At 71.1% G+C, this 24,969-nt stretch carries 24 protein-coding genes; 14 read left to right on the forward strand and 10 right to left on the reverse strand.

Features of this window, described 5'->3' with window-relative positions; genetic code table 11:
• Window positions 1-9 precede the first annotated feature (9 nt).
• The gene (locus KCH48_RS21985) at window positions 10-492 is read right to left on the reverse strand and encodes an ATP-binding protein (protein ID WP_210576387.1); all 483 of its coding nucleotides are present in this window, start codon (window positions 490-492) and stop codon (window positions 10-12) included.
• Window positions 493-695: 203 nt separating this feature from the next.
• Window positions 696-1,073: an STAS domain-containing protein gene (locus KCH48_RS21990; RefSeq protein ID WP_210576388.1), complete on the reverse strand. Its 378-nt coding sequence runs from the start codon at window positions 1,071-1,073 to the stop codon at window positions 696-698.
• 239 nt (window positions 1,074-1,312) lie between these two features.
• On the opposite strand from KCH48_RS21990, the gene KCH48_RS21995 reads away from it, so the two are divergent.
• Together KCH48_RS21995 and KCH48_RS22000 are read left to right on the forward strand one after the other, a co-directional pair.
• Window positions 1,313-2,239 (forward strand): RNA polymerase sigma factor SigF, encoded by a 927-nt coding sequence (locus KCH48_RS21995; RefSeq protein WP_210576389.1) that lies wholly within the window; start codon window positions 1,313-1,315, stop codon window positions 2,237-2,239.
• Window positions 2,240-2,463: 224 nt separating this feature from the next.
• Window positions 2,464-3,966, forward strand: coding sequence for an RICIN domain-containing protein (locus KCH48_RS22000; protein WP_210576390.1), 1,503 nt, complete (start codon window positions 2,464-2,466; stop codon window positions 3,964-3,966).
• 71 nt (window positions 3,967-4,037) lie between these two features.
• Here KCH48_RS22000 and hutI read toward each other — a convergent pair whose 3' ends face one another.
• The 4 genes from hutI to hutU all read right to left on the reverse strand — a co-directional run bounded on the left by hutI (window position 4,038) and on the right by hutU (window position 9,692).
• Complete coding sequence (gene hutI, locus KCH48_RS22005; RefSeq protein ID WP_210576391.1) at window positions 4,038-5,213, reverse strand: imidazolonepropionase; 1,176 nt, start codon at window positions 5,211-5,213, stop codon at window positions 4,038-4,040.
• A gap of 32 nt (window positions 5,214-5,245) precedes the next feature.
• Complete coding sequence (locus tag KCH48_RS22010; protein ID WP_210576392.1) at window positions 5,246-6,583, reverse strand: formimidoylglutamate deiminase; 1,338 nt, start codon at window positions 6,581-6,583, stop codon at window positions 5,246-5,248.
• Complete coding sequence (locus KCH48_RS22015) at window positions 6,580-7,935, reverse strand: allantoate amidohydrolase (protein WP_374104703.1); 1,356 nt, start codon at window positions 7,933-7,935, stop codon at window positions 6,580-6,582. The genes KCH48_RS22010 and KCH48_RS22015 overlap by 4 nt, the downstream gene beginning before the upstream one ends.
• Window positions 7,936-8,027: 92 nt before the next feature.
• Window positions 8,028-9,692, reverse strand: a complete 1,665-nt coding sequence (hutU, locus tag KCH48_RS22020) for a urocanate hydratase (protein ID WP_210576393.1) — start codon at window positions 9,690-9,692, stop codon at window positions 8,028-8,030.
• Window positions 9,693-9,869: 177 nt separating this feature from the next.
• On the opposite strand from hutU, the gene KCH48_RS22025 reads away from it, so the two are divergent.
• The 5 genes from KCH48_RS22025 (at window position 9,870) to KCH48_RS22045 (ending at window position 13,453) form a co-directional block, all read left to right on the forward strand.
• Complete coding sequence (locus KCH48_RS22025; RefSeq protein ID WP_210576565.1) at window positions 9,870-11,249, forward strand: diaminopimelate decarboxylase; 1,380 nt, start codon at window positions 9,870-9,872, stop codon at window positions 11,247-11,249.
• Window positions 11,250-11,418: 169 nt separating this feature from the next.
• A complete protein-coding gene (locus tag KCH48_RS22030; RefSeq protein WP_210576394.1) occupies window positions 11,419-11,811 on the forward strand; it encodes a hypothetical protein in 393 nt (130 codons plus the stop codon).
• Window positions 11,808-12,557: a transcriptional regulator gene (locus tag KCH48_RS22035; RefSeq protein WP_210576395.1), complete on the forward strand. Its 750-nt coding sequence runs from the start codon at window positions 11,808-11,810 to the stop codon at window positions 12,555-12,557. The genes KCH48_RS22030 and KCH48_RS22035 overlap by 4 nt, the downstream gene beginning before the upstream one ends.
• Window positions 12,558-12,579: 22 nt before the next feature.
• The gene (locus KCH48_RS22040) at window positions 12,580-13,065 is read left to right on the forward strand and encodes a roadblock/LC7 domain-containing protein (protein ID WP_210576396.1); all 486 of its coding nucleotides are present in this window, start codon (window positions 12,580-12,582) and stop codon (window positions 13,063-13,065) included.
• 13 nt (window positions 13,066-13,078) lie between these two features.
• The gene (locus tag KCH48_RS22045) at window positions 13,079-13,453 is read left to right on the forward strand and encodes a hypothetical protein (RefSeq protein WP_210576397.1); all 375 of its coding nucleotides are present in this window, start codon (window positions 13,079-13,081) and stop codon (window positions 13,451-13,453) included.
• A 118-nt stretch (window positions 13,454-13,571) separates the two neighbouring features.
• On the opposite strand, the gene KCH48_RS22050 is transcribed toward KCH48_RS22045, so the two are convergent.
• From KCH48_RS22050 to KCH48_RS22060, 3 genes are all read right to left on the reverse strand, one after another.
• Window positions 13,572-14,150 (reverse strand): hypothetical protein, encoded by a 579-nt coding sequence (locus KCH48_RS22050; protein WP_210576398.1) that lies wholly within the window; start codon window positions 14,148-14,150, stop codon window positions 13,572-13,574.
• Between the two features lie 119 nt (window positions 14,151-14,269).
• A complete protein-coding gene (locus KCH48_RS22055) occupies window positions 14,270-15,130 on the reverse strand; it encodes a MurR/RpiR family transcriptional regulator (RefSeq protein WP_210576399.1) in 861 nt (286 codons plus the stop codon).
• A complete protein-coding gene (locus tag KCH48_RS22060) occupies window positions 15,127-16,635 on the reverse strand; it encodes an aromatic amino acid ammonia-lyase (protein WP_210576400.1) in 1,509 nt (502 codons plus the stop codon). Before KCH48_RS22060 ends, KCH48_RS22055 begins: the two co-directional genes overlap by 4 nt.
• Before the next feature lie 141 nt (window positions 16,636-16,776).
• Here KCH48_RS22060 and KCH48_RS22065 point away from each other — a divergent pair, with 141 nt between their 5' ends.
• The 5 genes from KCH48_RS22065 (at window position 16,777) to KCH48_RS22085 (ending at window position 20,566) form a co-directional block, all read left to right on the forward strand.
• Window positions 16,777-17,820 (forward strand): ABC transporter ATP-binding protein, encoded by a 1,044-nt coding sequence (locus tag KCH48_RS22065; RefSeq protein WP_210576401.1) that lies wholly within the window; start codon window positions 16,777-16,779, stop codon window positions 17,818-17,820.
• Window positions 17,817-18,458, forward strand: coding sequence for an ABC transporter permease (locus KCH48_RS22070; protein ID WP_210576402.1), 642 nt, complete (start codon window positions 17,817-17,819; stop codon window positions 18,456-18,458). Before KCH48_RS22065 ends, KCH48_RS22070 begins: the two co-directional genes overlap by 4 nt.
• The gene (locus KCH48_RS22075) at window positions 18,458-19,120 is read left to right on the forward strand and encodes an ABC transporter permease (RefSeq protein WP_210576566.1); all 663 of its coding nucleotides are present in this window, start codon (window positions 18,458-18,460) and stop codon (window positions 19,118-19,120) included. The genes KCH48_RS22070 and KCH48_RS22075 overlap by 1 nt, the downstream gene beginning before the upstream one ends.
• 10 nt (window positions 19,121-19,130) lie before the next feature.
• Entirely contained in the window at window positions 19,131-20,063 is a 933-nt protein-coding gene (locus KCH48_RS22080) for an ABC transporter substrate-binding protein (RefSeq protein ID WP_210576403.1), read from the forward strand.
• A 74-nt stretch (window positions 20,064-20,137) separates the two neighbouring features.
• Window positions 20,138-20,566 (forward strand): hypothetical protein, encoded by a 429-nt coding sequence (locus KCH48_RS22085; protein WP_210576567.1) that lies wholly within the window; start codon window positions 20,138-20,140, stop codon window positions 20,564-20,566.
• 392 nt (window positions 20,567-20,958) lie between these two features.
• On the opposite strand, the gene KCH48_RS22090 is transcribed toward KCH48_RS22085, so the two are convergent.
• Window positions 20,959-22,347, reverse strand: coding sequence for a cystathionine beta-synthase (locus KCH48_RS22090; protein WP_210576404.1), 1,389 nt, complete (start codon window positions 22,345-22,347; stop codon window positions 20,959-20,961).
• A gap of 161 nt (window positions 22,348-22,508) precedes the next feature.
• Between KCH48_RS22090 and KCH48_RS22095 the strand changes: the two genes are divergently transcribed.
• Window positions 22,509-23,528, forward strand: coding sequence for an SGNH/GDSL hydrolase family protein (locus KCH48_RS22095; protein WP_210576405.1), 1,020 nt, complete (start codon window positions 22,509-22,511; stop codon window positions 23,526-23,528).
• A gap of 133 nt (window positions 23,529-23,661) precedes the next feature.
• Window positions 23,662-24,879: an acetyl-CoA C-acetyltransferase gene (locus KCH48_RS22100; protein WP_210576406.1), complete on the forward strand. Its 1,218-nt coding sequence runs from the start codon at window positions 23,662-23,664 to the stop codon at window positions 24,877-24,879.
• The last annotated feature ends 90 nt before the right edge of the window (window positions 24,880-24,969 follow it).

The following is a 24,969-nucleotide window of genomic DNA, read 5'->3' on the forward strand; positions in this document are numbered from 1 at the left end:
CTACGGCGCTTAGGCAGGAGCCCCCAGCTCGGCCCAGACGGTCTTACCCGCGACGCCCGGAGTCCGTACAACCCCCCAGTCCAGACAAAGCCGCTGCACGATGAACATCCCATGCCCACCCGGCCGCCCAGCCCGATGCGGATTCCGAGGCGACGGCTGCCCCGCCCCCCGATCCGACACCTCGACCCGGATCACCTTGTTGTCACACGCGATCCACAACTCGTCCGGCCCTTCGGCATGCAGACAAGCATTGGTGACCAACTCGGACACAACCAGCAGCACATCCTCAGCCGCCGCCCGCTGATCCGCGGTAGCGGCCGGCATCCAGCCCCACGCATACAACGCCTGCCGAGTGAAGTCACGCGCCAGCGGAACGACCCCACTCTCCCCGCCGAGGCTCAGCCGACGGACCTGGCGCCCGGCAGACGGCACGGACGCACCGTCCTCGGGCCCCCCGGAATCGCCGGAGGCACGGGGCCGGGTGGTGCTCATCAGCGCTTCACCTCACCGATTCACCAGTTCACGATTCAAAAGTCACTACAGGGTCAGTACGGCTGTACGGGCAGTACGCGTTTCTCCTGCCCGGCCGGACCGGGGGAACACCCCCGTCTTCGGCCACAGCGGCGGTGCGGAGGGTGCGACACCCGGAAACCGCCGGTCCCGAAGGGGCGGGCGGGGCGCTCACGACGGCCGATTCAGCCGGTCCGGTCGGCCAGGGCCGCCTCGAGCGAGTCATGCACGGTGAAGACCGCTTCGGCCCCCGTGATTTCGAACACACGTGCCACCACGGGCAGCATCCCGGCGAGATGGACACCGCCTCCGGCGGCCTCCGCCTTGAGCCGGGCACCGAGGAGCACATTGAGCCCGGTCGAGTCGCAGAACTCCAGACGCGAGCAGTCGACGACCAGCCTGCTGAATCCTTTGGCCAGACATTCTTCGAGTGGCTCACGCAACAAATCGGCGGTGTGGTGGTCCAACTCACCCGCCGGGGTCACGACGGCACTGGGGCCCTCTTCCCTGACCTCCACCAAAAGCCGGCCAGACTGTGCGCTGCCGACCGTGCCGCGGTCCATGCCGTCTCTCTCTCCCGACGTCGTGACTGCTGACTGACGCCCTCGAACACTACGCCTTCCACACGACCTCCGACACCCGAACATCCGCCCAGAATCGGACATTTCTACACAGAACGCACTTGCGGGAGGCTCGGTAAACCGGGTAGGGCTAGTACAGACACGAAACCAAACACGGCCGGCTTGGAGGCGCCGCACACCGCAGTGCACGCACAGGCTTCGGCAGCCATATGCCGAGAACGATGGAGGACATCATGTCACCCCGGCTCGACGCATCGCATACCCCTACAGCGACGTCGACATCCCCCCCGGAACATCTGGATCCCATCGCGGACACGGACGTGCCCCCGGAGCAGGACGACCTGCTCGCCGGTCTTCCGGACATCCCCCCGTACGACGAGGTGGGGCCGGTGGACGCGCGGGCCTTGTCCAAGACCCTCTTCGAGCGGCTGGAGTCGCTGGAGGAAGGCACGCACGAATATTCGTACGTCCGTAACACGCTCGTCGAACTCAACCTCGCGCTGGTCAAGTTCGCCGCCTCCCGCTTCCGCTCCCGCAGCGAGCCGATGGAGGACATCATCCAGGTCGGCACCATCGGCCTGATCAAGGCGATCGACCGCTTCGAGCTGAGCCGCGGTGTGGAGTTCCCCACCTTCGCGATGCCGACCATCGTCGGCGAGATCAAGCGCTTCTTCCGCGACACCTCCTGGTCCGTGCGCGTACCGCGCCGACTGCAGGAACTCAGGCTCGACCTGGCCAAGGCCGGTGACGAGCTGGCCCAGAAGCTCGACCGCGCCCCCACGGTCGGAGAGCTGGCGGAGCGGCTCGGTCTGACGAAGGACGAGGTCGTCGAGGGCATGGCGGCGTCCAACGCCTACACCGCCAGCTCGCTCGACGCCCAGCCGGAGGAGGACGACGCCGAAGGTGCGCTCGCGGACCGGATCGGCTACGAGGACCACGGGCTCGAAGGCATCGAGTACGTGGAGTCGTTGAAGCCGCTGATCGCCGAACTGCCGTCCCGGGACCGGAAGATCCTCTCGCTGCGCTTCGTCGCGGGCATGACCCAGTCGGAGATCGGTGAGGAGCTGGGGATCTCGCAGATGCATGTGTCACGGCTGCTGTCGCGGACGCTGGTGCGGCTGCGGAAGGGGCTGACGGTCGAGGAGTGACCGAGTCGTAGACGTGAGAGCGCGGTCCGGCCGACTGGCCCGGGCCGCTTCTCATTGCCACCTCTCGTTGGCGCCTCTCGTTGCGCTTCTCGTTGCCGCTTCTCATTTCAGTTGCTGATTTCGGTTACCCGGAGATACGTCTTTCCCCAAAGGTCTCCCTCCATCACTATGGGCACCCCAAACTGGCCGGTACGTCAGGAGCGGGGGGCGAGGAGGGGCCAGGGATGGCGCAGGGCGACACAGGAAACGGCGTGCACTCCGGGGCGTCCGACGCGCGGCTGACCGAGCTGCTGCGCGCCGACACCCCGACCGCGTACCCGGCGCTGCAGGAACTGCGCGAACGCCACCGCCCTGCCGTCCTCGCCTACGCCCGCCTCTGCACGACCGGCGAGTCGGCGGCCCGGCAACTCGCCGCCCAGGCCTTCACCCTCGCCGCCCGCGAGACGGCACGCGGCACCGACCCGGGCGTGCCCTGGCGGCACCGGCTTCTGCTGCTGGCCGGGCAGGTCGCCGCGTCGTGGGCCGGGGACGAGCGGGCGGCGGGAGTGGACGCGGGCCTGCTGCTGGTGCTGAACACGGCCGCGCCGGTCCCCTCGATGCTCTCGGCGTTCCAGACGCTCCCTTCCCGCACGCAGGGCCTGATCTGGTACGCGGTGGTGGAGCGCGAACCCGACGAGCGCACCGCCGCGCTGCTCGGCCTCACCCGCGCCGACGTGACCTACGGCACCGCCCCCGCCCTCCAGCAACTGGCCCAGGCCTGTCTGCGCACCCGCCTCGCCGCCTCGGACGACCCGCGCTGCGCGGACTTCCGCCGCCTCATCGAGGAGGCGGTACGGCCGGACAGCCCACGCGACAGCGCCGACCTGCACGCCCACATGGACCACTGTCCGCACTGCACGGCCGCGTTCGAGGAGCTCTCGGCGCTGCGTGACACCCCGCGCACGGCGCTGGCGGAGGGGCTGCTGCCGTGGGCGGGGACGGCGTACGTCCTCAGCGACACGAGCGAGCCGCGAAGCAACATCCGTACGGCTACGGGTACTTGGCCTCAGTCCCGCCGGTTCGCGCTGGCCTCGGCGGTACTGGGCGTGGCTTTGGTGCCGCTGTTGGTCTACCTGTTGTCGCCGGACGGGTCGTCGTCCGTGGGTGCGGCGGGGTCGGTCACCACACCGCCGGGTGCGCCGCCGGTGACGGTCACGGCGACGGTTCCGGTGAGCCCGTCTCCTTCCCCTTCGGTGACCTCGAAGTCACCGTCCCCGTCGCCCTCTTCTTCACCGAGTTCGAAGCCGCCGAAGTCGCCTTCGCCCTCGCCGACGTATGAACCGCCGGGCCCTGCGTACGCCCAGGTGGTGAACTCGGCGTCGGGGCTGTGCCTGGACATCCGCGACGGAGAGACGGAGAAGGGCACGGATGTCATCACGGCCCCGTGCGGTGCGTCCCCTACGCAGCGGTGGCGGGTGGACGCGGGGCGGGGTGTCGTCCAGTCGTACGCCGACCCCGAGTACTGCCTGGACAGCCGGGGTGACACCGACAGGGGCGTCGGCATCTGGGAGTGCGCGTCCGTGGACAGGAGCAACGGGCAGAACTTGAAGTTCGCGGTGGGCGGTGACGGGGTGATCCGTCCGGCGATCGCGGTCGAGACGGCGGTGACGCCGGATGGCGACGGGGGTGTGGAGCTGGTGGCGGTGAGCGGGGGCGCGGAGCAGCGGTGGCGGGCGGGGGCGCGGTGACGGCGGGCACGCGGGGCGTGTGACGGCGGTCGCTCGGGGGCGCGTGACGGCGAGGAACAGGCGGAGGGTCCTCAGACCAGCCGCTCGCCTCTGCGCCACACGCCGGTGACCAGGGGCACGCCCGGCCGGTAGGCCAGGTGGACGTGGCTCGGGGCGTCGAGGAGGGTGAGGTCCGCCCGGGCGCCCGGGGTCAGGTGGCCGATGTCGTCGCGGCGGAGGGCTGCCGCGCCGCCCGCCGTGGCCGACCAGACCGCCTCGTCCGGTGTCATCCCCATGTCCCGTACCGCGAGGGCGATGCAGAAGGGGACGGAGGAGGTGAAGGACGAGCCCGGGTTGCAGTCGGTGGAGAGCGCGACGGTGACGCCCGCGTCGAGGAGGCGGCGGGCGTTCGGCCACTCGGCGCGGGTGGAGAACTCGGCGCCGGGAAGCAGCGTGGCGACGGTGGCGCTGCTGGCCAAGGCGTCGACGTCCGCGTCCGTGAGGTGGGTGCAGTGGTCGGCGCTGGCGGCGTCGAGTTCGACCGCGAGCTGGACGCCGGGGCCGTAGGAGAGCTGGTTGGCGTGGACGCGCGGGTGCAGGCCCTTCGCCTTGCCGGCCGTGAGGATCGTGCGGGCCTGGTCGCCGTCGAAGGCGCCCTTCTCGCAGAAGACGTCGATCCAACGGGCGTACGGGGCACACGCGTCGAGCATCTCGCCGGTGACCAGGGCGACATACGCGGCCGGGTCGTCGGCGTGGTCCGGGGACACGATGTGGGCGCCGAGGAAGGTGACCTCGTCCGTGTGCGCGGCGGCGATGCGCAGGGCGCGGGACTCGTCCTCGACGGTCAGGCCGTAACCCGACTTGGTCTCGAAGGTGGTGGTGCCCTGGCGGAGGGCCTCGTCGAGGTAACGGGTCAGATTCGCCTCGAGTTCCGCGTCGCTAGCGGCGCGGGTGGCGGCGACGGTCGTACGGATGCCGCCCGCGCTGTAGGACCGGCCGGACATCCGGGCGTTGAACTCGGCGGTCCGGTCGCCCGCGAAGACGAGGTGGGAGTGGGAGTCGACGAAGCCGGGGAGGACGGCCCGGCCGCCGGCGTCGACCCGATTGTCAGTGGCGGGTGCTTTGCTTGATTCACCGGTCCACGCGATGCGGTCGCCGTCGATGACGACGGCCGCGTCCTGGATCAGACCGAGGGGAGAACCGTCACCTAGGGAGGGGTTGTTGGTGACCAGCGTGGCGATGTTGGTGATGGCGGTGCTGCTGCTCATGGCGTCCTCATGGGTGCTGGGTTCGGCGGCCGTCAGGCGCGGAGGGCATCGACTGCCCGCGCGAGAGCCTGCGGCACATCGGGTACGAGGACGTGCGCCCCGTCTCGTACGACGTGCCGCCCGCCGACGATCGTGTGCCGTACGTCCGCTGCCGTCGCGGCGAATACGGCTGTCTCGGCGCCGAGCCTGGGCAGCGGCCCCGCCGTTCTGACCGAGTCGAGGGCGATCGTCGTGAGGTCGGCGAGAGCGCCCGTCTCGATGGTGCCCGCGTCGCCCCAGCCGAGGGCCGCGTGACCGTCGGCGGAGGCGGCGCGCAGCAGGGCGGCGGCCGTCCAGTGACCGCGGGTGCGGGTGCGCAGCCGCTCGTTCAGTTCCATCGCGCGTGCCTCTTCGAGCAGGTCGATGACGGCATGGCTGTCGGAGCCGAGGCAGAGCGGGGACCCGGCTTTCTGCAGGGCGGCGGCGGGCCCGATGCCGTCGGCCAGGTCCCGCTCGGTGGTCGGGCACATGCAGGTGCCGGTGGTGCCGGCGCCCAGGAGCCGGATGTCCTCGTCGGTGAGGTGGGTGTTGTGCACGCCGGTGGTGCGCGGCCCGAGGACCCCGTGCTCGGCGAGGAGCTGGGTGGGTGTGCACCCATGGGCCTGACGGCAGGCGTCGTTCTCGGCAGTCTGCTCGGACAGGTGCACATGGAGCGGGGCCCGCCGCTCCTGAGCCCACCGCGCCACGGTCGCCAACTGGTCGGCGGGCACGGCCCGTACGGAGTGAATCGCCGCACCGATCCGCGCGTGATCCCGCTCCTTGAGAACTGAACAGCGTTCTGCCCAGGCGTCCGCGCCGCCGTCGGAGAAGCGGAGCTGGTGGGTGCTGGGGGGCTGTCCGAAGCCGGAGGAGAAGTAGGCGGTGTCGAGGAGGGTGATCCGGATACCGGCGTCGGCGGCTGCCGCGATGAGGGCTTCGCCCATGGCGTTGGGGTCGGCGTAGGGGGTGCCGCCGGGAGCGTGGTGGACGTAGTGGAACTCACCGACGGACGTGATGCCGGCGAGTGCCATCTCCGCATACACGGCACGGGCCAGTGCGTGGTAGCTGTCCGGGGTCAGCCGGTCGGCGAACGAGTACATGACCTCGCGCCAGGTCCAGAAGGTGCCGGAGCCGACCTGGACGGTGCCGCGCAGGGCACGGTGGAAGGCGTGACTGTGGGCGTTGGCGAGCCCGGGGAGGGTGAGTCCGCGGAGGATGTCGGCGCCGGGGGGCGGGGTGTCGACGCCCTGGCGGACGGCGGTGATCCGCCCGTCATTCATGTCGATCGCGACGCCGGGCTCGACGTGGGTGTCGAGCCAGGCGTGCTCCAGCCAGTAGGTCTTCGGTGTCACCTGCGGGCCAGCCCTTCCAGTACGTCGGCGAGTGCGGTCACCCCGGCCACGCAGTCGTCCTCGGCCGCGAACTCGGCCGGGGAGTGCGAGACGCCCGTGGGGTTGCGCACGAACAGCATGGCGGTCGGGATGGTCCCGGAGAGGATCCCGGCGTCGTGTCCGGCCCCGGTACCCAGCACGGGCACCTTCAAGTCGGTGTCCTTGCCGAGGATGCGGCCGAGTTCGTCGCGCAGGGCGTGGTCGAACTCGACGACGGGCGTGAAGGACTCCCGGACGACGTCGAGGTCGATGCCGTGCGCGTCGGCGTATTCGCGGGCCGCCTTCTCGACGCCGCCGACCACGGCGTCCAGGCTCTCCTGGTCGGCGGCACGGGAGTCGAGCCAGCCACGCACCAACGAGGGAATCGCGTTCACCCCGTTCGGCTCGACCACGATCTTTCCGAAGGTGGCGACGGCACCGGCGAGTTCAGCCTCCCTGCGGGCGGCGAGCACGGTCTCGGCGTACGACAGCATGGGGTCACGCCGGTCCACAAGCCGCGTGGTCCCGGCGTGGTTGGCCTCTCCCCGGAAGTCGAACCGCCACCGGCCGTGCGGCCAGATGGCGCTGGCGATCCCGACCCGATCGCCGCTGAGGTCCAGCGCCCGCCCCTGCTCGACATGCAGCTCGACGAACGCGCCGATACGAGCGAGCCGTTCGGGGTCCGGCCCGATGGCCTCCGGGTCGTACCCGGCGGCCTCCATGGCCCGCGGCAGCGTCACCCCGTCCCCATCGGTCAGCCGGTGCGCCTGCTCGACGGTGAGCTGCCCGGCGGCCAGCCGCGACCCGACACAGGCCAGCCCGAACCGCGCGCCCTCCTCATCGCCGAAGTTGACGATGGCGAGAGGCTTGGTGAACCGGGTGCCACGCCGGCGCAGCTCATCGAGCGCGGCGAACGAGGACACGACCCCGAGCGGCCCGTCAAAGGCCCCACCATCGGGCACGGAATCAAGATGCGATCCCGTGACGACGGCGTCCCCCTCAGCCGGATCCCCGAGCCACGCCCACTGATTACCGTTCCGGTCGACCTCATACGTCAACCCACGCGCCTCAGCCTGCCCCCGGAACCACTCCCGACACTCGCCATCAGCACCGGTCCAGGCGAACCGGCGATACCCGTGGGAGCCGGAATGCCGCCCGATGGGAAGCAACTCCCGCCACATCTCCTGAAAGGAGCCGGCAGCCGGTACGGGCTGCACAGGCTGCCAGGCAGCCCCGCCAGGCTGCGGGCCGCCGGTCCGGCCAGGCTCTCCCGCAGCCCCGCCAGGCTGCGAGCCCGCAGCCCCGCCACCAGGCTGTGGGCAGTCGTTCCGCAGGGCGGAACGGGTGGGCACAGCCGGACCCGCAGTCGGCGACGAGACCTGAGCCCCCGCCGGACGGTTGCCGCGCCGCTCATCTCCCGGAAGGGTCACGCGTCGTCACCCTCGCGCATAGGCACCCGCACACCCCGCTCATCCGCAGCCGACTCCGCGATGTCGTACCCGGCATCCACATGCCGGATGACCCCCATCCCGGGGTCATTCGTCAGCACCCGCCGCAGCTTCTCGCCGGCGAGCCTCGTGCCGTCGGCGACCGAGACCTGACCGGCGTGGATCGACCGCCCCATACCGACCCCACCGCCATGGTGAATGGACACCCAGGACGCACCGGACGCCACGTTCACCATCGCGTTCAGCAGAGGCCAGTCGGCGATCGCGTCGGAGCCGTCCAGCATGGCCTCGGTCTCCCGGTACGGAGACGCCACGGACCCGCTGTCGAGGTGATCCCGCCCGATCGCCAGCGGCGCGGCCAGCTCACCGCTCGCCACCATGTCGTTGAACCGCTCACCGGCCTTGTCCCGCTCCCCGTATCCGAGCCAGCAGATACGCGCGGGCAGCCCCTGGAAGTGGACCCGCTCACCGGCCATCTTGATCCAGCGGTGAAGGGACTCGTTCTCGGGGAAGAGGTCGAGGATCGCCTTGTCGGTCTTGGCGATGTCGGACGCCTCACCGGACAGCGCGGCCCAGCGGAAGGGGCCCTTGCCCTCGCAGAAGAGGGGGCGGATGTAGGCGGGGACGAACCCGGGGAAGGCGAACGCCCGCTCGTACCCGGCGAGTTGGGCCTCGCCACGGATCGAGTTGCCGTAGTCGAAGACCTCCGCGCCGGCGTCCATGAAGCCGACCATGGCCTCGACATGACGAGCCATGGACTCACGCGCACGGGTCGTGAACCCGGCGGGGTCCTTCGCGGCGTAGGACGCCATGTCGTCGAAGTCGACGCCGAGCGGCAGGTAAGCCAGCGGGTCGTGCGCGGACGTCTGGTCCGTCACGATGTCGATGGGGGCGCTCTCGGCGAGCATGCGCGGCAACAGCTCCGCCGCGTTGCCGAGCAGGCCGATGGAGAGCGGACGCCGGGCGTCACGGGCCTCGACGGCGAGCTGGAGGGCGTGCTCCAGGGAGTCGGCGCGTACGTCGAGGTACCGGTGCTCGATGCGCCGCTCGATGGCGCGCGGGTCGCAGTCGACGCAGATGGCGACGCCGTCGTTCATGGTCACGGCGAGCGGCTGGGCGCCGCCCATGCCACCGAGCCCGGCGGTCAGCGTGATCGTCCCCGCCAGCGTCCCGCCGAACTTCTTCGCGGCGACGGCGGCGAAGGTCTCGTAGGTGCCCTGGAGGATCCCCTGCGTGCCGATGTAGATCCAGGAGCCGGCGGTCATCTGGCCGTACATGGTCAGGCCGAGCTGCTCGAGGCGGCGGAACTCCTCCCAGTTGGCCCAGTCGCCGACGAGGTTGGAGTTGGCGATGAGGACGCGCGGCGCCCACTCGTGGGTCTGCATGACGCCGACGGGGCGGCCGGACTGGACGAGCATCGTCTCGTCCTGTTTGAGGGTCCGCAGCGTGCGGACCATCGCGTCGAAGGAGCGCCAGTCGCGCGCCGCCTTGCCCGTGCCGCCGTAGACGACGAGCTTGTCGGGGTGCTCGGCGACCTCGGGGTCGAGGTTGTTCTGCAGCATCCGCAGCGCGGCTTCCTGCTGCCATCCCAGGGCACTCAGTTCCGTACCGCGCGGGGCTCGTACGGGGCGGGGTCCTGACATGGGCTGCCTCCTAGCGGATGTACTGCGGATGTACGCGGACTGTTGCTGTCGTTATTCACATCCTGACTTCATGAATAGAACTAGTCAATACATGGTCGCGTCAGCATGGGTAGGTCACCGATGTTTGGCTGGATACACAGGCTGCTGCACACGGGCAACGACACGACGGGGGATGCCATGGACCACCTCACCGACCACCGCGAGAGCGGCCTCGACCGGACCGGCCGCCGCGACGACGCGGTCCGCGCGGCCGTGGAGCAGGGGCTGCTCGGCCCGGACGCTCCCATCGTCGGGCTTCTCGACGTCACCGGCATCCGGGAGTCGGCGGCCGAGCTGCGGGCCGCGTTCGACGCGGTGGTGGCGCCGGGGACACCGGTGCTGCACGCCTTCGCGGTGAAGGCGACCCCGCTGGTGCCGGTGCTCCGGCTGCTGCGGGACGAGGGGATCGGCGCGGAAGTCGCGAGCCCGGGTGAGCTGGCGCTGGCGCGGGCGGCGGGGCTGTCGCCGGACCGGACGGTGCTGGACTCGCCCGCGAAGACCCCGGCCGAGCTGCGCGAGGCGCTGGCGCTGGGGATCGCCGTCAACGCGGACAATCCGCAGGAGCTGGACCGTATCGACGGGCTGATGAAGTCCGCGATCAGCCGCTCGCCCCTGGGGATACGAGTGAATCCGCAGGTCGGCGGGGGTTCCATCGAGGCGACGTCCACGGCGACGGCGACCTCGAAGTTCGGGGTGGCGCTGCGGGACGAGGGGGCGCGGGAGTGGGTCGTACGGGCGTATGCCGTGCGCCCGTGGCTGACGCGGCTGCATGCGCACACCGGGTCGCAGGGCATTCCACTGTCGCTGATGGCGCGGGGCACGGCGGAGGCGTTCGCGCTCGCCGAGGAGATCAACCAGCGGATCGGGCGGCCGCAGATCGACACGATCGACATCGGCGGCGGGCTGCCGGTGAACTTCGCCTCGGACGCGACCACGCCGACGTACGCGCAGTACGCGCGTGTGCTGCGGGAGGAGGTGCCGGGGCTGTTCGACGGGCGGTACGGGCTGGTGACCGAGTTCGGGCGGTCGTTGCTGGCCAAGCACGGGACGGTGGTGGCGCGGGTCGAGTACGCCAAGAGCGCGGGCGGGCGGCGGGTGGCGGTCACGCACGCGGGCGTGCAGGTGGCGGCGCGGACGGTGTATGTGCCGGGGTCGTGGCCGCTCAGGATCGCGGCATACGACGGGAAGGGGCGGCCCAAGGAGGGGCCCGAGGTGGTGCAGGACGTGGCCGGTCCGGCGTGCTTCGCGGGTGACCTGCTCGCCGAGGGGCGTGCGCTGCCCCTGCTGGAGCAGGGCGACCATGCGGCGGCGCTGGACACGGGCGCGTACTACTTCGCGCATCACTACGCGTACAACTCCCTTGCCCGGCCCGGGATTTACGGCTTCGCTCCGGACGGCTCCGGGGGTGTCGCCTTCGCGACGGTGCGGGAGCCACAGAGCCTGGACGAGATCGTGGCCGAATCGGGAGGGGCGCACGCGGCTGCTCTCACCACTCTTCGCGCACCCGGGCGCCCTTGACGCATCCCGGCGGAACAGCGGCTCAACGGCCGGGAAAAAGGGGTCAGTTGACCCACCTTAGCCACTCGCCGCATGTTCCACTGGAAAATGCCAGAACCCTCACCCGGCGCTCACACGGAGCGTAGTTTCGGCGTCACTCAGCCGAACACCAGGCGGGAGGGGAGCCACGGTGCCCGGAATCGACGAGTGCTTACGGGAAGCCATGCGACTGCCCGGCGCCCGGGGCGCCGCCCTGGTCGACTGGACCAGCGGCCTGGCCCTGGGCTCGGTCGGCGAGTCTCCCGGCGGCGACCCGGACACGACCGCCGCGGAGACGGCGGAGCTGGCCCGGCTGGCCGCCGAACACCGGGCGTTCGCGCCGCGCGACGAGGCCGATGAGGCGGACCTCCCGATCGAGGACCTGATCATCAGCAACCGGGACAGCTACCACGTGCTGCGGTTCGTGTGGACGTCCTTCGACAGCAGCGTGTTCCTGCATCTGTGGCTGGCCCGCGCGGACGGCAACCTCGCGCTGGCCCGGATCCGGCTCGGTGAGATGGCCGGACGGCTGGTGCTGGGATGACGACCGTGCGGACCTCCCAGGCCACACCGCCGCCCCGGCTGCCGGTACGGGACCGGACGGCGGCCGACCGGCGTGCGAGGGGCGGCGTGTCGCCGATGCTCAGCCGACTCGCCGACGAGCGCGCCACCGGCGTCCTGCTGCGCGAACGCGGCACGCTCCACCTCGCCGAGGGCCATGTGGTGCACGCCGAGAGCCCGTCCTCCCCCGGCCTCGACGCGCTGCTCACCCGGCCCGACACCGCCGAGGGCGCCCGAGAGATCTGCCACCTCCTCGCGCTCTACGACGCCGCGTACTTCGCCCTGTCCCCCAGCAGCACACCGGGCCGCTTCCGTTACGAGGCCGAGCCCTCGCCCGGCCCCGGCCGCCCGGTCCCGGTGGCCGCCGTGGAACACGAGACGCTCCGCCGGCGCGACCTCCTGCACGCCATCTGGCCCGATCCCTCGACGGACGCCGATCCCCTCATCAGGGCCGACCCCGCGGACGCCCCGCCCGTCACCCCCAGGCAGCGGGCGGTCCTGACCCGGGTGGACGGCATCCGGACGGCGACGGACATCGCACGGGAGCTGGGCCGCCCGGCGTTCCACACGCTGGTGGACATACGGCGGTTGGCGGCGGCGGGGCTGGTGACCGCGACCACCGCACACGGCGCCCGGGCCTCCGTACCGGCCGAGCCGCTGCCGCCGCCACCGCCCGATCCCGACATCGCCTTGCTGAAGAGAGTCAGGGATGCGCTGGAGGCCCTTTGACCGACCGAGGAGAAGAACCCTGATGGCGGCCGACCCGGCAATACTCGACGAACTCCACCGGCTCACCACCCGCATCCCGCAGCTCACCGGCGCCCTCACCGCCAGTGTCGACGGCCTGGTCATCGCCGCGGACACCCCCGGCTGCGAACCCGAGAGCGTCGCCGCCCTGACCGCCGCCGCGCTGGGCGTGGCCGTACGGATGACGGACGTCACCGGCCAGGGCGAGCTGCGCGAACTGCTGGTACGCGGCGTGCAGGGCTATGTGGCGACGTACGCGGCGGGCCGCAGCGCCGTACTGACACTGCTGGCCCGGGACGACGTGAGCGTCGGCCGCCTCCACCTGGAGGGGCGCCGCGCGGCCACCCGAATCGGAGAGCTCGTCGACGCCCGGCCCAAGACCAGGCCGGCCCCGGCCAAGGCGGCGAACGGTGCCGCGCCCAAGTCCCCGCCCACCCGCACCAGAACTCCCCGCACCAACCGCACCACACCCACCACCACCGAAAGTTGAGAGGAGCCCCGACATGGCCAACACCGAGACCTCACTCAAAGAGGCCCTGACGTCCATAGAAGGCGCGACCGGAGTCGCGCTCGTCGACTACACCTCCGGCATGGCGCTCGGCACGCTGGGCGGCAGCAAGAGCTTCGACCTCGGCGTGGCAGCCGCCGGCAACACCGACGTCGTACGCGCCAAGATGCGCACGATGGAGCACCTCGGCCTGAAGGGTCAGCTAGAGGACATCCTCATCACGCTGACCGACCAGTACCACCTGATCCGCCTACTCACCGGCCGCAGCGGCAACGGCCTCTTCCTCTACCTGGTCCTGGACGCCAAACGCTCCAACCTGGCGATGGCCCGCCACCAGCTGAGGAAGATCGAGCAGGACCTAGAGGTGTAACCCTTCGATGGGGCGCCGGGTTCGGCAGCGCCCCCGAAGGGGCGCGGGGAACTGCGCGACAAGCCACGACGGCGCCGCAGCGACCCGACGACCCATCGCGGCAGTTCCCAGAGACCGCTCAAGCCAGCGCAGCGCGCCGCGCCCCACCCGGGGCCGCGTCGCCCGCCGCGATGCCCGTGCTGCGGTAGGTCTTCACGGCCTTGCCGGCCGGCCCCCCGCCATTCCCGCCCAGCCAGTCCACCCGTACCCACAACAACGCGTCGCCCGCCCGCTCGCGCCGCCCGAGCCACGCCGCCTTCAGCCACAGCCCGACCCCGCACCCGGCCAGCAGCAGCCCGCCGGCGACCGGTACGGCGAACGCGCTGCCGAGGGCGGCGAGGAAGGCGAGGAGCAGCCACCACCGGTGCCCGCGCCGCCAGTTCCGTACCGTCACGTGCCGGTCCTGGAGTACGTCGTGCTTGCCGGCGCGGGCGGCCGACTGGGCGAGGGCGACGTACCGCTTGCGCCGGCCCCAGGCCACCACGGCCATCCCCACGATGAACAGCGCGGCCCCGGCGAGCACGCCGATCCGCCGTCCCGTCAGCCCCGGCACCAGGATCCCGATGCCCGCCGCCACCACACCCAGCCACCACATGGGCGCCGCTCCGGCCCGTACGACGACGGCCACCCGAGCCAGCCCCTGACCTCCGCGTGACACTTCCCGCCTCCTCGTCGCGTTGCCACACAGTGCTCGTTCGAGCGGGAGGTTAGCCGCACAACGTGAGACGAATCTAAGAGTCGCGTCGATTCACCGCGTCCCTCGACGAAGAGCCCTTGTCACTCCACGAAGAGCCCCTTCGCCGCAGCCTTCGCGTCGAACTCCTCCAGGCGGGCCTGGGCGTCGGGCAGGTCGTCGCACATCGCCTCCAGCAGTACCCGGCCCAGCAGCATCGGCGCGCAGGCGGTGTCGAAGGCGAGCCCGGTGCCGACGGCGGCGGGCAGCAGCAGGTCGGAGACCTTGGCGACCGGCGCGAACGCGGAGTCGGCGACCGTGACGACCGTCAGGCCCGCCTCCTTCGCGTAGCCCAGCGTGTCCACGACCTCCCGCGGATGCCTCGGCAGCGCGAAGCACAGCAGGGTGGACGCGCCGGCCCGGACCGCCGCGTCGATCCGGTCGTGGATCATCGTGCCGCCCTCGTTGAGCAGCCGGACGTCCGGATGGACCTTGGCGGCGAAGTAGGCGAAGCCGTACGCCTGGGAGGCCGCGGCCCGCAGCCCGAGCACCGGCAGCGGGCGGGACGCGGCCAGCAGCCTGCCCGCCCTCGCGACCGGCCGGGGATCGGCCAGCAGCTCCGCCAGGTGCTTCAGGTTCTCGATCTCGGCCTCGACGGCCTGCTGGTACTCGTTGTACGACGCCGAGGCCCCCGTCTGTTCGGCGGGCGCGACCTCGCGCAGGTGCTTGCGCAGCGCGGGGTAGCCGTCGAAGCCGAGGGCGACCGCGAACCGGGTCACCGACGGCTGGCTGACCCCGGCCAGCTCGGCCAGCTCCACGCTGGACAGGAACGGCACCTCGGCGGCCCGCCGCACCATGCTGTGCGCGATGCGCCGCTGGGTCGGCGTCAGCCGGTGCCCCTCGAAGAGCGCCTGCAGCCGTGCGGCCGGGCTGTCGGTCACGCTCGTACTCCCCTCGGCGGTCATGACTCGCTGCCCCTCCAGATGTCCGTGAACCGGTCCAGCAGTGCGGTCGCGGCCGTCACGTCGTCCGTGAGCGGCCGGTCGGCCAAGTCGTCGTCGAGCACCGACTCGGCCAGTTCCAGCGCCCGGCCGACCGGCAGCTCGGGGTCGGGCCTGAGGTCGCGCAGGCGCAACGCCCGTACGGCGGCGACGAGTTCGCAGCCCACCACGAGACGGTACGCGCCGCACGCCCGCAGCGTCTGCCGGGCGGCGAGCGAGGCGAAGCTGGCCTGCTCCTCGACGCCCCGGGAGAGTACAGCGTGGCCGAGCGACGCGGGAGCGGAGAAGGCCCGCAGATCACCGAGGGCGGCCGCGGCGGCGTACTCGAGGATCATCACGCCGGAGGAGGCGGGTTCGTTGTCGGCGAGGAAGGGCTTGAGGCGGGTGTAGGCGGGCTCGTTGAGGGTGGACAGGCGGGAGGTGGACAGCCTCGCCACCTGTGTGAGTGCCAGCCTGAAGTGGTCCAGGGACAGGGCGAGTTGGGCCTGGTAGAAGCCGCCGTGGTGGTAGGCGGTCATGTCCTCGGGGGAGATCAGCGGGTTCTCGGCGGCGGCGTTGATCTCGACGTTCAGCACCTCCTCCAGCGCGTCCGCCGCGTCCTGCGCCGGGCCGTGGATCTGGGGGAGGCAGCGGAAGCCGTACGGGTCCTGGATCCGCCCGAGGGGAGGGGTCGGCCGGTCCGCCGCACCGAGCAACTCCCGCATCCGGCGGGCGACTTCGGAGGAGCCCCGGTGCGGGCGGGCGGCGTGCACGGGGGCGGCGTACGCCTCGTACGAACCGTCGACGGCGAGCAGTGACAGCGCGCCGACGACCTGGGTGGCGCCGATCAGTCCGCGCAGTTCGTGCAGGGCGAGGGCGGCCTGGCCGAGGGTGAGGGCGTTGCTGCTGATCAGCGCGAGGGCGTCGTTGTTGTCGAGGGCCTGCGGTTCGGGGGGCCCGGAGCCGCGCCACGGGTGCTCGCCGGCCAGCGCGAGCCCGACCTGTGCGAGGGCGGCGAGGTCGCCGGTGCCGACCGAGCCGAACTCGTTCACGACCGGGTACGCGCCGCTCTCCAGCGCCTCGCACAGGGCCGTGACGACGGAGGGGCGCAGGCCCGCGCCGCCGGCCAGCAGCTGATTGGCGCGGACGGCGAGCATGGCCCGCACCTGCCGGGCCGGGAGCTCGTCGCCGATGCCGCCGGCGTGGCTGCGCAGCAGGCGCAGGCCGTGTCCGGCGGCGGCCTCGGTGGGCACGTCCTCGTTCCGGTTGGCGCCGACGCCGGTGGAGCGGCCGTAGACGCGTCCGGTCGCGGCGATCTGCCGGGCGGCGTCCCAGGACTCCTCGGCGCGTTTCATGGCCTCGGTCCCGGGGACGGGCCGCGCTCCACCGTCGGCGAGGCGCACGACGTCCGCGACGCCGAGCCCGACACCGTCGAGAACGACCAGGCCGGTGTGCGCGGCCTCCGGCATGTCCACGATCCGAGACGACATAAGGCACAAGCTCCCCTCAAGTCGGACATTCGATCTTGCCTGCCGGTCATCCGTTACCTCGGATTAACGCCCGAGCATTGACAACCTATTCAGACACCAAGAACTCTGCATGACGTTATACAGCCGGGCAAGGGACACATCATGATCCAGTTCGACGCGGTCCACAAGCGCTTCCCGAACGGCACGACAGCAGTCGACGACCTCTCCCTGGAGATGCCGGAGGGCGGCGTCACCGTGCTGGTCGGATCCTCCGGTTGCGGGAAGACGACCACCCTCAGGATGATCAACCGGATGGTCGACCCGACCTCCGGCACCATCCAGGTCGGCGGCAAGGACGTCACCCGGCAGGACGCGGCGGAACTGCGCCGCTCCATCGGGTACGTCATCCAGCAGGCCGGGCTCTTCCCGCACCGCACGGTGCTCGACAACATCGCCACCGTGCCGCTCCTGCTCGGCTGGGGCCGCCGCAAGGCACGCTCCCGCGCGGCCGAGCTGCTGGAGACCGTCGGTCTCGGCGCCGACACCGGCAAGCGGTACCCGCACCAGCTCTCCGGCGGCCAGCAGCAGCGCGTCGGCGTGGCCCGCGCGCTCGCCGCCGACCCGCCCGTCCTGCTGATGGACGAGCCGTTCGGCGCGGTCGACCCGGTCGTCCGCACCCAGCTCCAGGACGAACTCGTGCGCCTCCAGCAGGAGTTGAACAAGACCATCGTCTTCGTCACCCACGACGTCGACGAGGCTGTCCGCCTCGGCGACCAGATCGCGATCTTCCGCACCGGCGGCCACCTCGTGCAGTGCGCCACCCCCGCCGAGCTGCTCGCCCGGCCCGCCGACGACTTCGTGGCCGACTTCCTCGGCGCCGAGCGCGGCCTGAAGCTGCTCTCCCTGAAGACCCTCGCCGAGGTCCCGCAGGGCCCAGCGCCGGAGGGCGGCGACTGGACCCTCGTACTCGACGAGGCGCGCAAGCCCCTTCACTGGGCGTCGAAATCGGACAAGGGCGACCGGATCCCCGTACGACCGCTGGGGGACACCGACTCCCTGCTGTCCGCGCTCAACGAGTCCGTCGCCTCCCCCACCGGCCTGATCGCCCGCGTCGACGCCGACGGCGTCCTCACCGGCGTCTCGTCCCGCGACGACATCCACGAGCACGCGGGCAACGCGCACAGCGAAGCGCGAGTGGCCGCATGACCATCGACTGGTCGTGGATATCCGACCACACCGACGACCTGACCACCCTCACCGTCTCCCACCTCCAGGCGGCCCTGTCCGCGGTCTTCTTCGGCCTGCTGATCTCGCTCCCCCTCGCGGTCGTGGCCCACCGGATCCGCCCCCTCCGCGGCTTCCTGCTCGGCTTCTCGAACATGCTGTTCACGATCCCGTCGATCGCGATCTTCGTGCTGCTGCTCCCGGTCAGCGGACTGACCCGTACGACGACCGTCATCGGCCTGACGGTCTACACGCTGGTCGTGCTGCTGCGGAACACGGTCGAGGGCCTCGACTCCGTCCCCGCGAAGACGAAGGAGGCGGCGAAGGCGATGGGCACGCGCCCGTTGCGCACGCTCCTCACGGTCGAACTCCCCCTCGCCCTCCCCGTGATCATGGCGGGCGTACGGATCGCGACCGTCATGTCCATCTCCCTGGTCTCCGTCGCGACCTACATCGGCGACGGCGGCCTCGGCCAGCTGTTCACGGACGGCTTCCAGCGCAACTTCCCGACGCCGGTGATCGTAGGAGTGGTCCTCACGCTGCTGCTCGCCGTCGTCGCGGACGCGCTCCTGGTCGCCCTCCAGTACGCCCTCACCCCGTGGAAGAGGCGGCGAGCCTGATGTACGAACTCTTCAAGAACCTCGGCAGCTGGCTGACCAGCGGCGCGCAGTGGCAGGGCTCCGACGGCATCGCCCACCGCCTCGCCGAGCACCTCCAGTACTCGCTGCTCGCGACCCTCATCGCGGCCGCGATCGGCCTTCCCCTCGGCCTGCTGATCGGCCACACCGGCAAGGGCGCCTTCGTCGCGATCAACCTCGCGTCCTTCGGCCGCGCCCTGCCCACCGTCGGCCTGGTCGTGCTGGTCTTCCTCGCCAGCGGCCTGTCCATGACCCCGGTGTACGTCGCCCTGGTCGCCCTCGCGGTCCCCGCGATCGTCACCAACACCTACGCGGGCATGACGGCCGTGGACCCGGACGTGAAGGACGCGGCGCGCGGCCAGGGCATGCGCGCCCACCAGGTCCTCTTCCAGGTGGAACTCCCCCTCGCCCTCCCCCTGATCATGACCGGCCTGCGTCTGGCGCTGATCCAGGTCGTCGCCACGGCCACCATCGCCGCCTACGTCTCCTTCGGCGGCCTGGGCCGCTACGTCTTCGACGGCCTCGCCCAGCGCGACCTCGTGCAGGTGATGGGCGGCGCGGTGCTGGTCGCCGTGATCGCCATCGCCCTCGACCTGCTGCTGAGTGGGCTGCAGCGCTTCCTCTTCCGCCACCGCACCGCCTAGGGAACCCGCCATGAATCGTCGTACGCTCCTCGGCGGCCTGTTCGCAGCAGGCTCCGTCACCGCCCTGTCCGCCTGCTCCAGCGGCGTCACCTCCCTCGACGGCGGGGGCACCACCAGCGGTGGCGGCGGCTCCAGCAAGAGCGGCATCACCATCGGCACCGCCAACTTCACCGAGAACCAGGTGCTGGGCTACCTCTACGCGGCCGTGCTGGAATCGGCCGGCGTCAAGACGACCGTCCGCCCCAACCTCGGCACCCGCGAGATCCTCATCCCCGCGCTCAAGGGCGGGGACATCGACCTCCTCCCTGAGTACCAGGGCGCCCTGCTGCACTACCTCGACACCAAGTCGACGGCGACGGAGGAGGGCGAGATGCAGAACGCCCTCGCCATGGCCCTCCCCGCCGGCCTCCAGGTCCTGCCCTACGGCAAGGCCGAGGACTCCGACGCCTTCGCGGTCACCCAGGAGACCGCGAAGAAGTACGGCCTGACCTCCCTCGCCGACCTGAAGAAGCAGAACGGCAAGCTGGTGATCGGCGCGGCGCCCGAGGTGAAGAAGCGCGAGGTGGGTGTCGTAGGCCTGAAGGAGGTGTACGGGGTGGAGTTCAAGGAGTTCAAGTCGCTGGACTCCTCCGGTCCGCTGGTCAAGGGCGCCCTCAAGAAGGGCGACGTGGACGTGGCCAACCTCTTCACCACCGACACCGACATCGTGGCCAACGACTGGGTGGTCCTCACCGACCCCAAGAACCTCATCCCCGGCCAGCACATCGTCCCCCTCATCGCCGACCGCAAGGCCGACTCCACCGTCCGCAAGGCGCTCGCACAGCTCGGCAACGTCCTCACCACGGCCCAGCTCACCGAGCTGAACCGCCAGGTCGACAAGGACAAGAAGGACCCGGAGGACGTGGCGAACGACTACGCCGAGCAGCACGGCCTCACCAAGTAGCCCGAGGACGAACAGGGGGGCTAACCCCAGTGCGACCCCCGTCCGCGCTGCCTACCGTGGAGCGCATGACGGGAATGGACGCGCGGGACGCCGAGGTCAAGAAGGAACTCAACGCCACCCTGCAGGCTCGCAGGGAACTGGGCGAGGAGTACGAGTCCGCGCTGGTCGACTCGTTCCTGGAGAAGGTCGACCAGCGCATCGACGGCGCGGTGGAGCGCCGGGTGCGCCGGCAGCTCGCCGAACAGCAGATGGTGGTGGCCCGCGACTCACGGTCGCCGAAGGCCAACGACTCCGACACCTTCGGCGAACGCTGGGGCTTCGGGATCGTCTCGCTGGTCCTCGCGGTCCCGCTGTCCGGGATCGGCGGCGGCGTCGCGGGTCTGCCGGGCCTGCTCGCCGCCTGGGCGGGCATCGTCGGCGTCAACGTGGTCCAGGCCGCCCGCAACAACCCCGGCCTGTTCCACCGGCGCAAGTCCTCCCGGGACAGCGACTGGGAAGGGTGACCGGTCTCCACGTTGGCCGGCCGGCGGTGCTGGGGAGTCGGGCGAGCACGGACGCCCGCTGAAAAAGCTATCGCGGGGACCGCCGCACCCCCGTTGACGGGGGGCGGGACGACGGCGGTCCCCGCGAGGGACGCGGGCCGGGCCAGGCCGGGCTTGCGCGTCCTAGGCGTCCATGGAGGTCCGGGAGCCGCTCCGGAGGTCCTTGACGCCGTTCGGCGTCGGCCGGGGCGGGGAGCCGCTCCCGCCCTGCCGACACCCACTAATGTGCCGGACCCGTGTTAAGCGGGTGCTGCGCGGACGTGACGCGCTCGTACCACTTCCGCGAAGTCCACGAAGCCCGTCGATCACCACAAGTTCCCCGCGTCCACGGCCCGTTCACCGGACGTTTCCCGCTACTTCCCGCCCTTGGCGAGGAAGGCCAGCAGGTCCTGTCGGCCGATCACGCCGGTCGGCTTGCCCTCGACCAGGACGATCGCCGCGTCCGCCTTGCCCAACACGGACATCAGGTCGGCGACGGGCTCGCCGGAGCCGACCTGCGGGAGCGGCGGGGACATGTGCTTCTCGAGCGGGTCCTCCAGCGAGGCCGTCTTGGTGAACAGCGCGTCGAGCAGCTCCCGTTCGACCACGGAACCGATCACCTCGGCGGCCATCACGTCCGGGTGCCCGGCGCCCGGCTTCACGATCGGCATCTGCGAGACGCCGTACTCGCGCAGCACCTCGATGGCCTGGCCGACCGTTTCGTCCGGGTGCATATGGACGAGGTGGGGGATGGCGCCGTGCTCCTTGTCGTCGAGCACGTCGGCGACGCGGGCGCTGGGGCCGGCGTCCTCCAGGAAGCCGTAGTCGGCCATCCACTCGTCGTTGAAGATCTTGCTGAGGTATCCGCGCCCGCTGTCGGGCAGCAGGACGACGACGACATCGTCCGGCCCGAGCCGCTCGGCGACCCGCAGTGCCGCGACGACGGCCATGCCGCAGGAACCGCCGACCAGCAGCCCCTCCTCCTTGGCCAGCCGCCGGGTCATCTGGAAGGAGTCCTTGTCGGAGACCGCCACGATCTCGTCGGCGACCGTCCGGTCGTACGCGGTGGGCCAGAAGTCCTCCCCGACGCCCTCGACGAGATACGGCCGCCCGGACCCGCCGGAGTACACGGAGCCCTCGGGGTCGGCGCCGATGACCTGGACCTTGCCGTCACTCGCGTCCTTCAGATACCGCCCCGTACCCGAGATGGTGCCCCCGGTCCCGACCCCGGTGACGAAGTGCGTGATCCGTCCCTCCGTCTGCTCCCACAGCTCGGGGCCGGTGGAGTGATAGTGCGAGAGGGGGTTGTGGGGGTTGGAGTACTGGTCGGGCTTCCATGCGCCGGGCGTCTCGCGTACGAGGCGGTCGGAGACGTTGTAGTACGAGTCGGGGTGCTCGGGGTCGACGGCGGTGGGGCATACGACCACCTCGGCGCCGTACGCGCGCAGCACATTGATCTTGTCGGTGCTCACCTTGTCGGGGCACACGAAGATGCACTTGTACCCCTTCTGCTGGGCCACGATGGCCAGCCCCACACCGGTGTTGCCGCTGGTCGGCTCGACGATCGTGCCGCCGGGCCGCAGCTCCCCGGTCTTCTCCGCGGCCTCGATCATGCGCAGCGCGATGCGGTCCTTCACCGAGCCGCCCGGGTTGAAGTACTCCACCTTGGCCAGGACGGTGGCCCTGATGCCCTTGGTGACGTTGTTGAGCCTCACCAGCGGGGTGTTGCCGACGAGGCTGATCATCGAGTCGTGGAATTGCACCGTTGTCTCCGGATGCTTGCAAAAGAAGTGGTCGTGACTGGTTCCGCCAGCCTATGACCTTCGGCTTCACCGTAGCGGTCGTTCACTCGCCGTTGAGATTGGGCGACGCCCAGTACGGGGCAAGCAGTGGATGTACGGCAATGAGGAGGTGGCGGCTACGTATGACGAGCATGTCGAGGGCGCGGGTGGCCCGACGGATCGCGGCCGGCGCGGCGTACGGGGGCGGCGGGATCGGCCTGGCCGGCGCCGCGGCCGTGGGGCTGCTGCTGGCGGAGGTGCAGCTGGCCAAGCGCCATGTGAGCAACGGCACGTCACCCCACCCGCCGAACGCGGACGGCCGGTACGGCGACGCCTGCACCACCCCTGAGTCCCCGCCCCTGCGGCTGGCGATGCTGGGCGACTCCACGGCCTCCGGCCAGGGTGTCCGCCGGGCCGGCCAGACACCGGGCGCGCTGCTCGCCTCCGGGCTCGCGGCGGTGGCGGAACGGCCCGTGGAGCTGCGGAACGTGGCGCTGCCGGGGGCCTGCTCGGACGACCTGGACCGCCAGGTGTCGTTGCTTCTTTCGGACCCGGCGCTCGCGCCCGACGTCTGCGTGATCATGATCGGCGCGAACGACGTGACGAACCGGATGCCGCCGACGCGCTCGGTGCGTCATCTCTCGGCGGCGGTACGGCGGCTGCGCACCGCGGGCGCGGAGGTGGTCGTCGGCACCTGCCCCGACCTCGGCACGATCGAGCCGGTCCAGCAGCCGTTGCGCTGGCTGGCCCGCCGGGCGTCCCGCCAATTGGCGGCGGCCCAGACGATCGGCACGGTCGAGCAGGGCGGGCGGACGGTGTCGCTGGGCGACCTGCTGGGCCCCGAGTTCGCGGCGAATCCGCGGGAACTCTTCGGCCCCGACCACTACCACCCCTCGGCGGAGGGTTACGCCACCGCCGCCATGGCCGTCCTTCCCACGGTCTGCGCCTCCCTCGGCCTCTGGCCGGCGGAGGAGGAGCGCCCCGACGCCTCCCGCCGCGAGGGCTTCCTCCCGGTGGCCCGCGCCGCGGCCGAGGCCGCCTCGGAGGCCGGCACGGAGGTCACGGCAGCGATGCCGACGGGACCGCGGGGGCCGTGGGCACTGCTGAAGCGGAGGCGGCGCCGCCGGGTGACGGTCACGGACCCGGCGCCGCAACCGTCGTAGCACCACCCAAAAAGCAAGCGCTTAGAAAACTGCGGTCAGTGTCACACCGCCACACACGTGACCGACTCCATACGTACGGGTAACTTCCCAACCAGCCCAGCCCGATATCCGCCCGTACGCCAATGGAGCCGTGATGCCCGAAGCCGTGATCGTCTCGACCGCCCGCTCCCCCATCGGCCGCGCCGGCAAGGGCTCCCTCAAGGACCTGCGCCCGGACGACCTGACCGCCACGATCATCCAGGCGGCCCTCGCCAAGATTCCCGAGCTCGACCCCAGGGACATCGACGACCTGATGCTCGGCTGCGGCCTCCCCGGCGGCGAGCAGGGCCACAACCTCGGCCGCATCGTCGCCGTACAGATGGGCATGGACCACCTCCCCGGCTGCACGATCACCCGCTACTGCTCCTCGTCCCTCCAGACGAGCCGCATGGCCCTGCACGCCATCAAGGCCGGCGAGGGCGACGTCTTCATCTCGGCCGGCGTCGAGATGGTGTCCCGCTACGCCAACGGCTCCTCCGACATGCCCGGCGCACGCAACCCGCTGTTCGCCGACGCCGAGGCCCGCACCGCCGCCGTGGCCGAGTCCGAGGGCTCCACCTGGCACGACCCGCGGGAGGACGGCCTCCTCCCCGACCCGTACATCGCCATGGGCCAGACCGCCGAGAACCTCGCCCGGGCGAAGGGCATCACCCGCCAGGACATGGACGAGTTCGGCGTCCGCTCGCAGAACCTCGCCGAGGAAGCCATCAAGAACGGCTTCTGGGAGCGCGAGATCACCCCGGTCACCCTCCCCGACGGCACCGTCATCAGCAAGGACGACGGCCCCCGCCCCGGCGTCACCATGGAGGGCGTGGCAGGCCTGAAGCCGGTCTTCCGCCCCGACGGCCTGGTCACCGCCGGCAACTGCTGCCCCCTGAACGACGGCGCCGCCGCGGTCGTGATCATGTCCGACACCAAGGCCCGCGAGCTCGGCCTCACGCCCCTCGCCCGCATCGTCTCCACCGGCGTCTCGGGCCTGTCCCCCGAGATCATGGGCCTCGGCCCGGTGGAGGCCAGCAAGCAGGCCCTCCAGCGCGCCGGCCTGACGATCGACGACATCGACCTGGCCGAGATCAACGAGGCGTTCGCCGCACAGGTGATCCCCTCCTACCGCGACCTGGGCATCGACCTCGACAAGCTGAACGTCAACGGCGGCGCCATCGCCGTGGGCCACCCCTTCGGCATGACCGGCGCCCGCATCACCACCACGCTCATCAACTCCCTCCAGTTCCACGACAAGCAGTTCGGCCTGGAGACGATGTGCGTCGGCGGCGGCCAGGGCATGGCCATGGTCATCGAGCGCCTGAGCTGAACCTCTAGGTAGTCAACTCGCGACCCAGCGTGAGTCTTCGGCCCAGAACCCGTGAAACTCCAAGGTTCTGGGCCGTTTTGTGATCCAATC

It is taken from the genome of Streptomyces sp. GESEQ-4 (assembly GCF_017948455.1).
Lineage (GTDB): Bacteria > Actinomycetota > Actinomycetes > Streptomycetales > Streptomycetaceae > Streptomyces.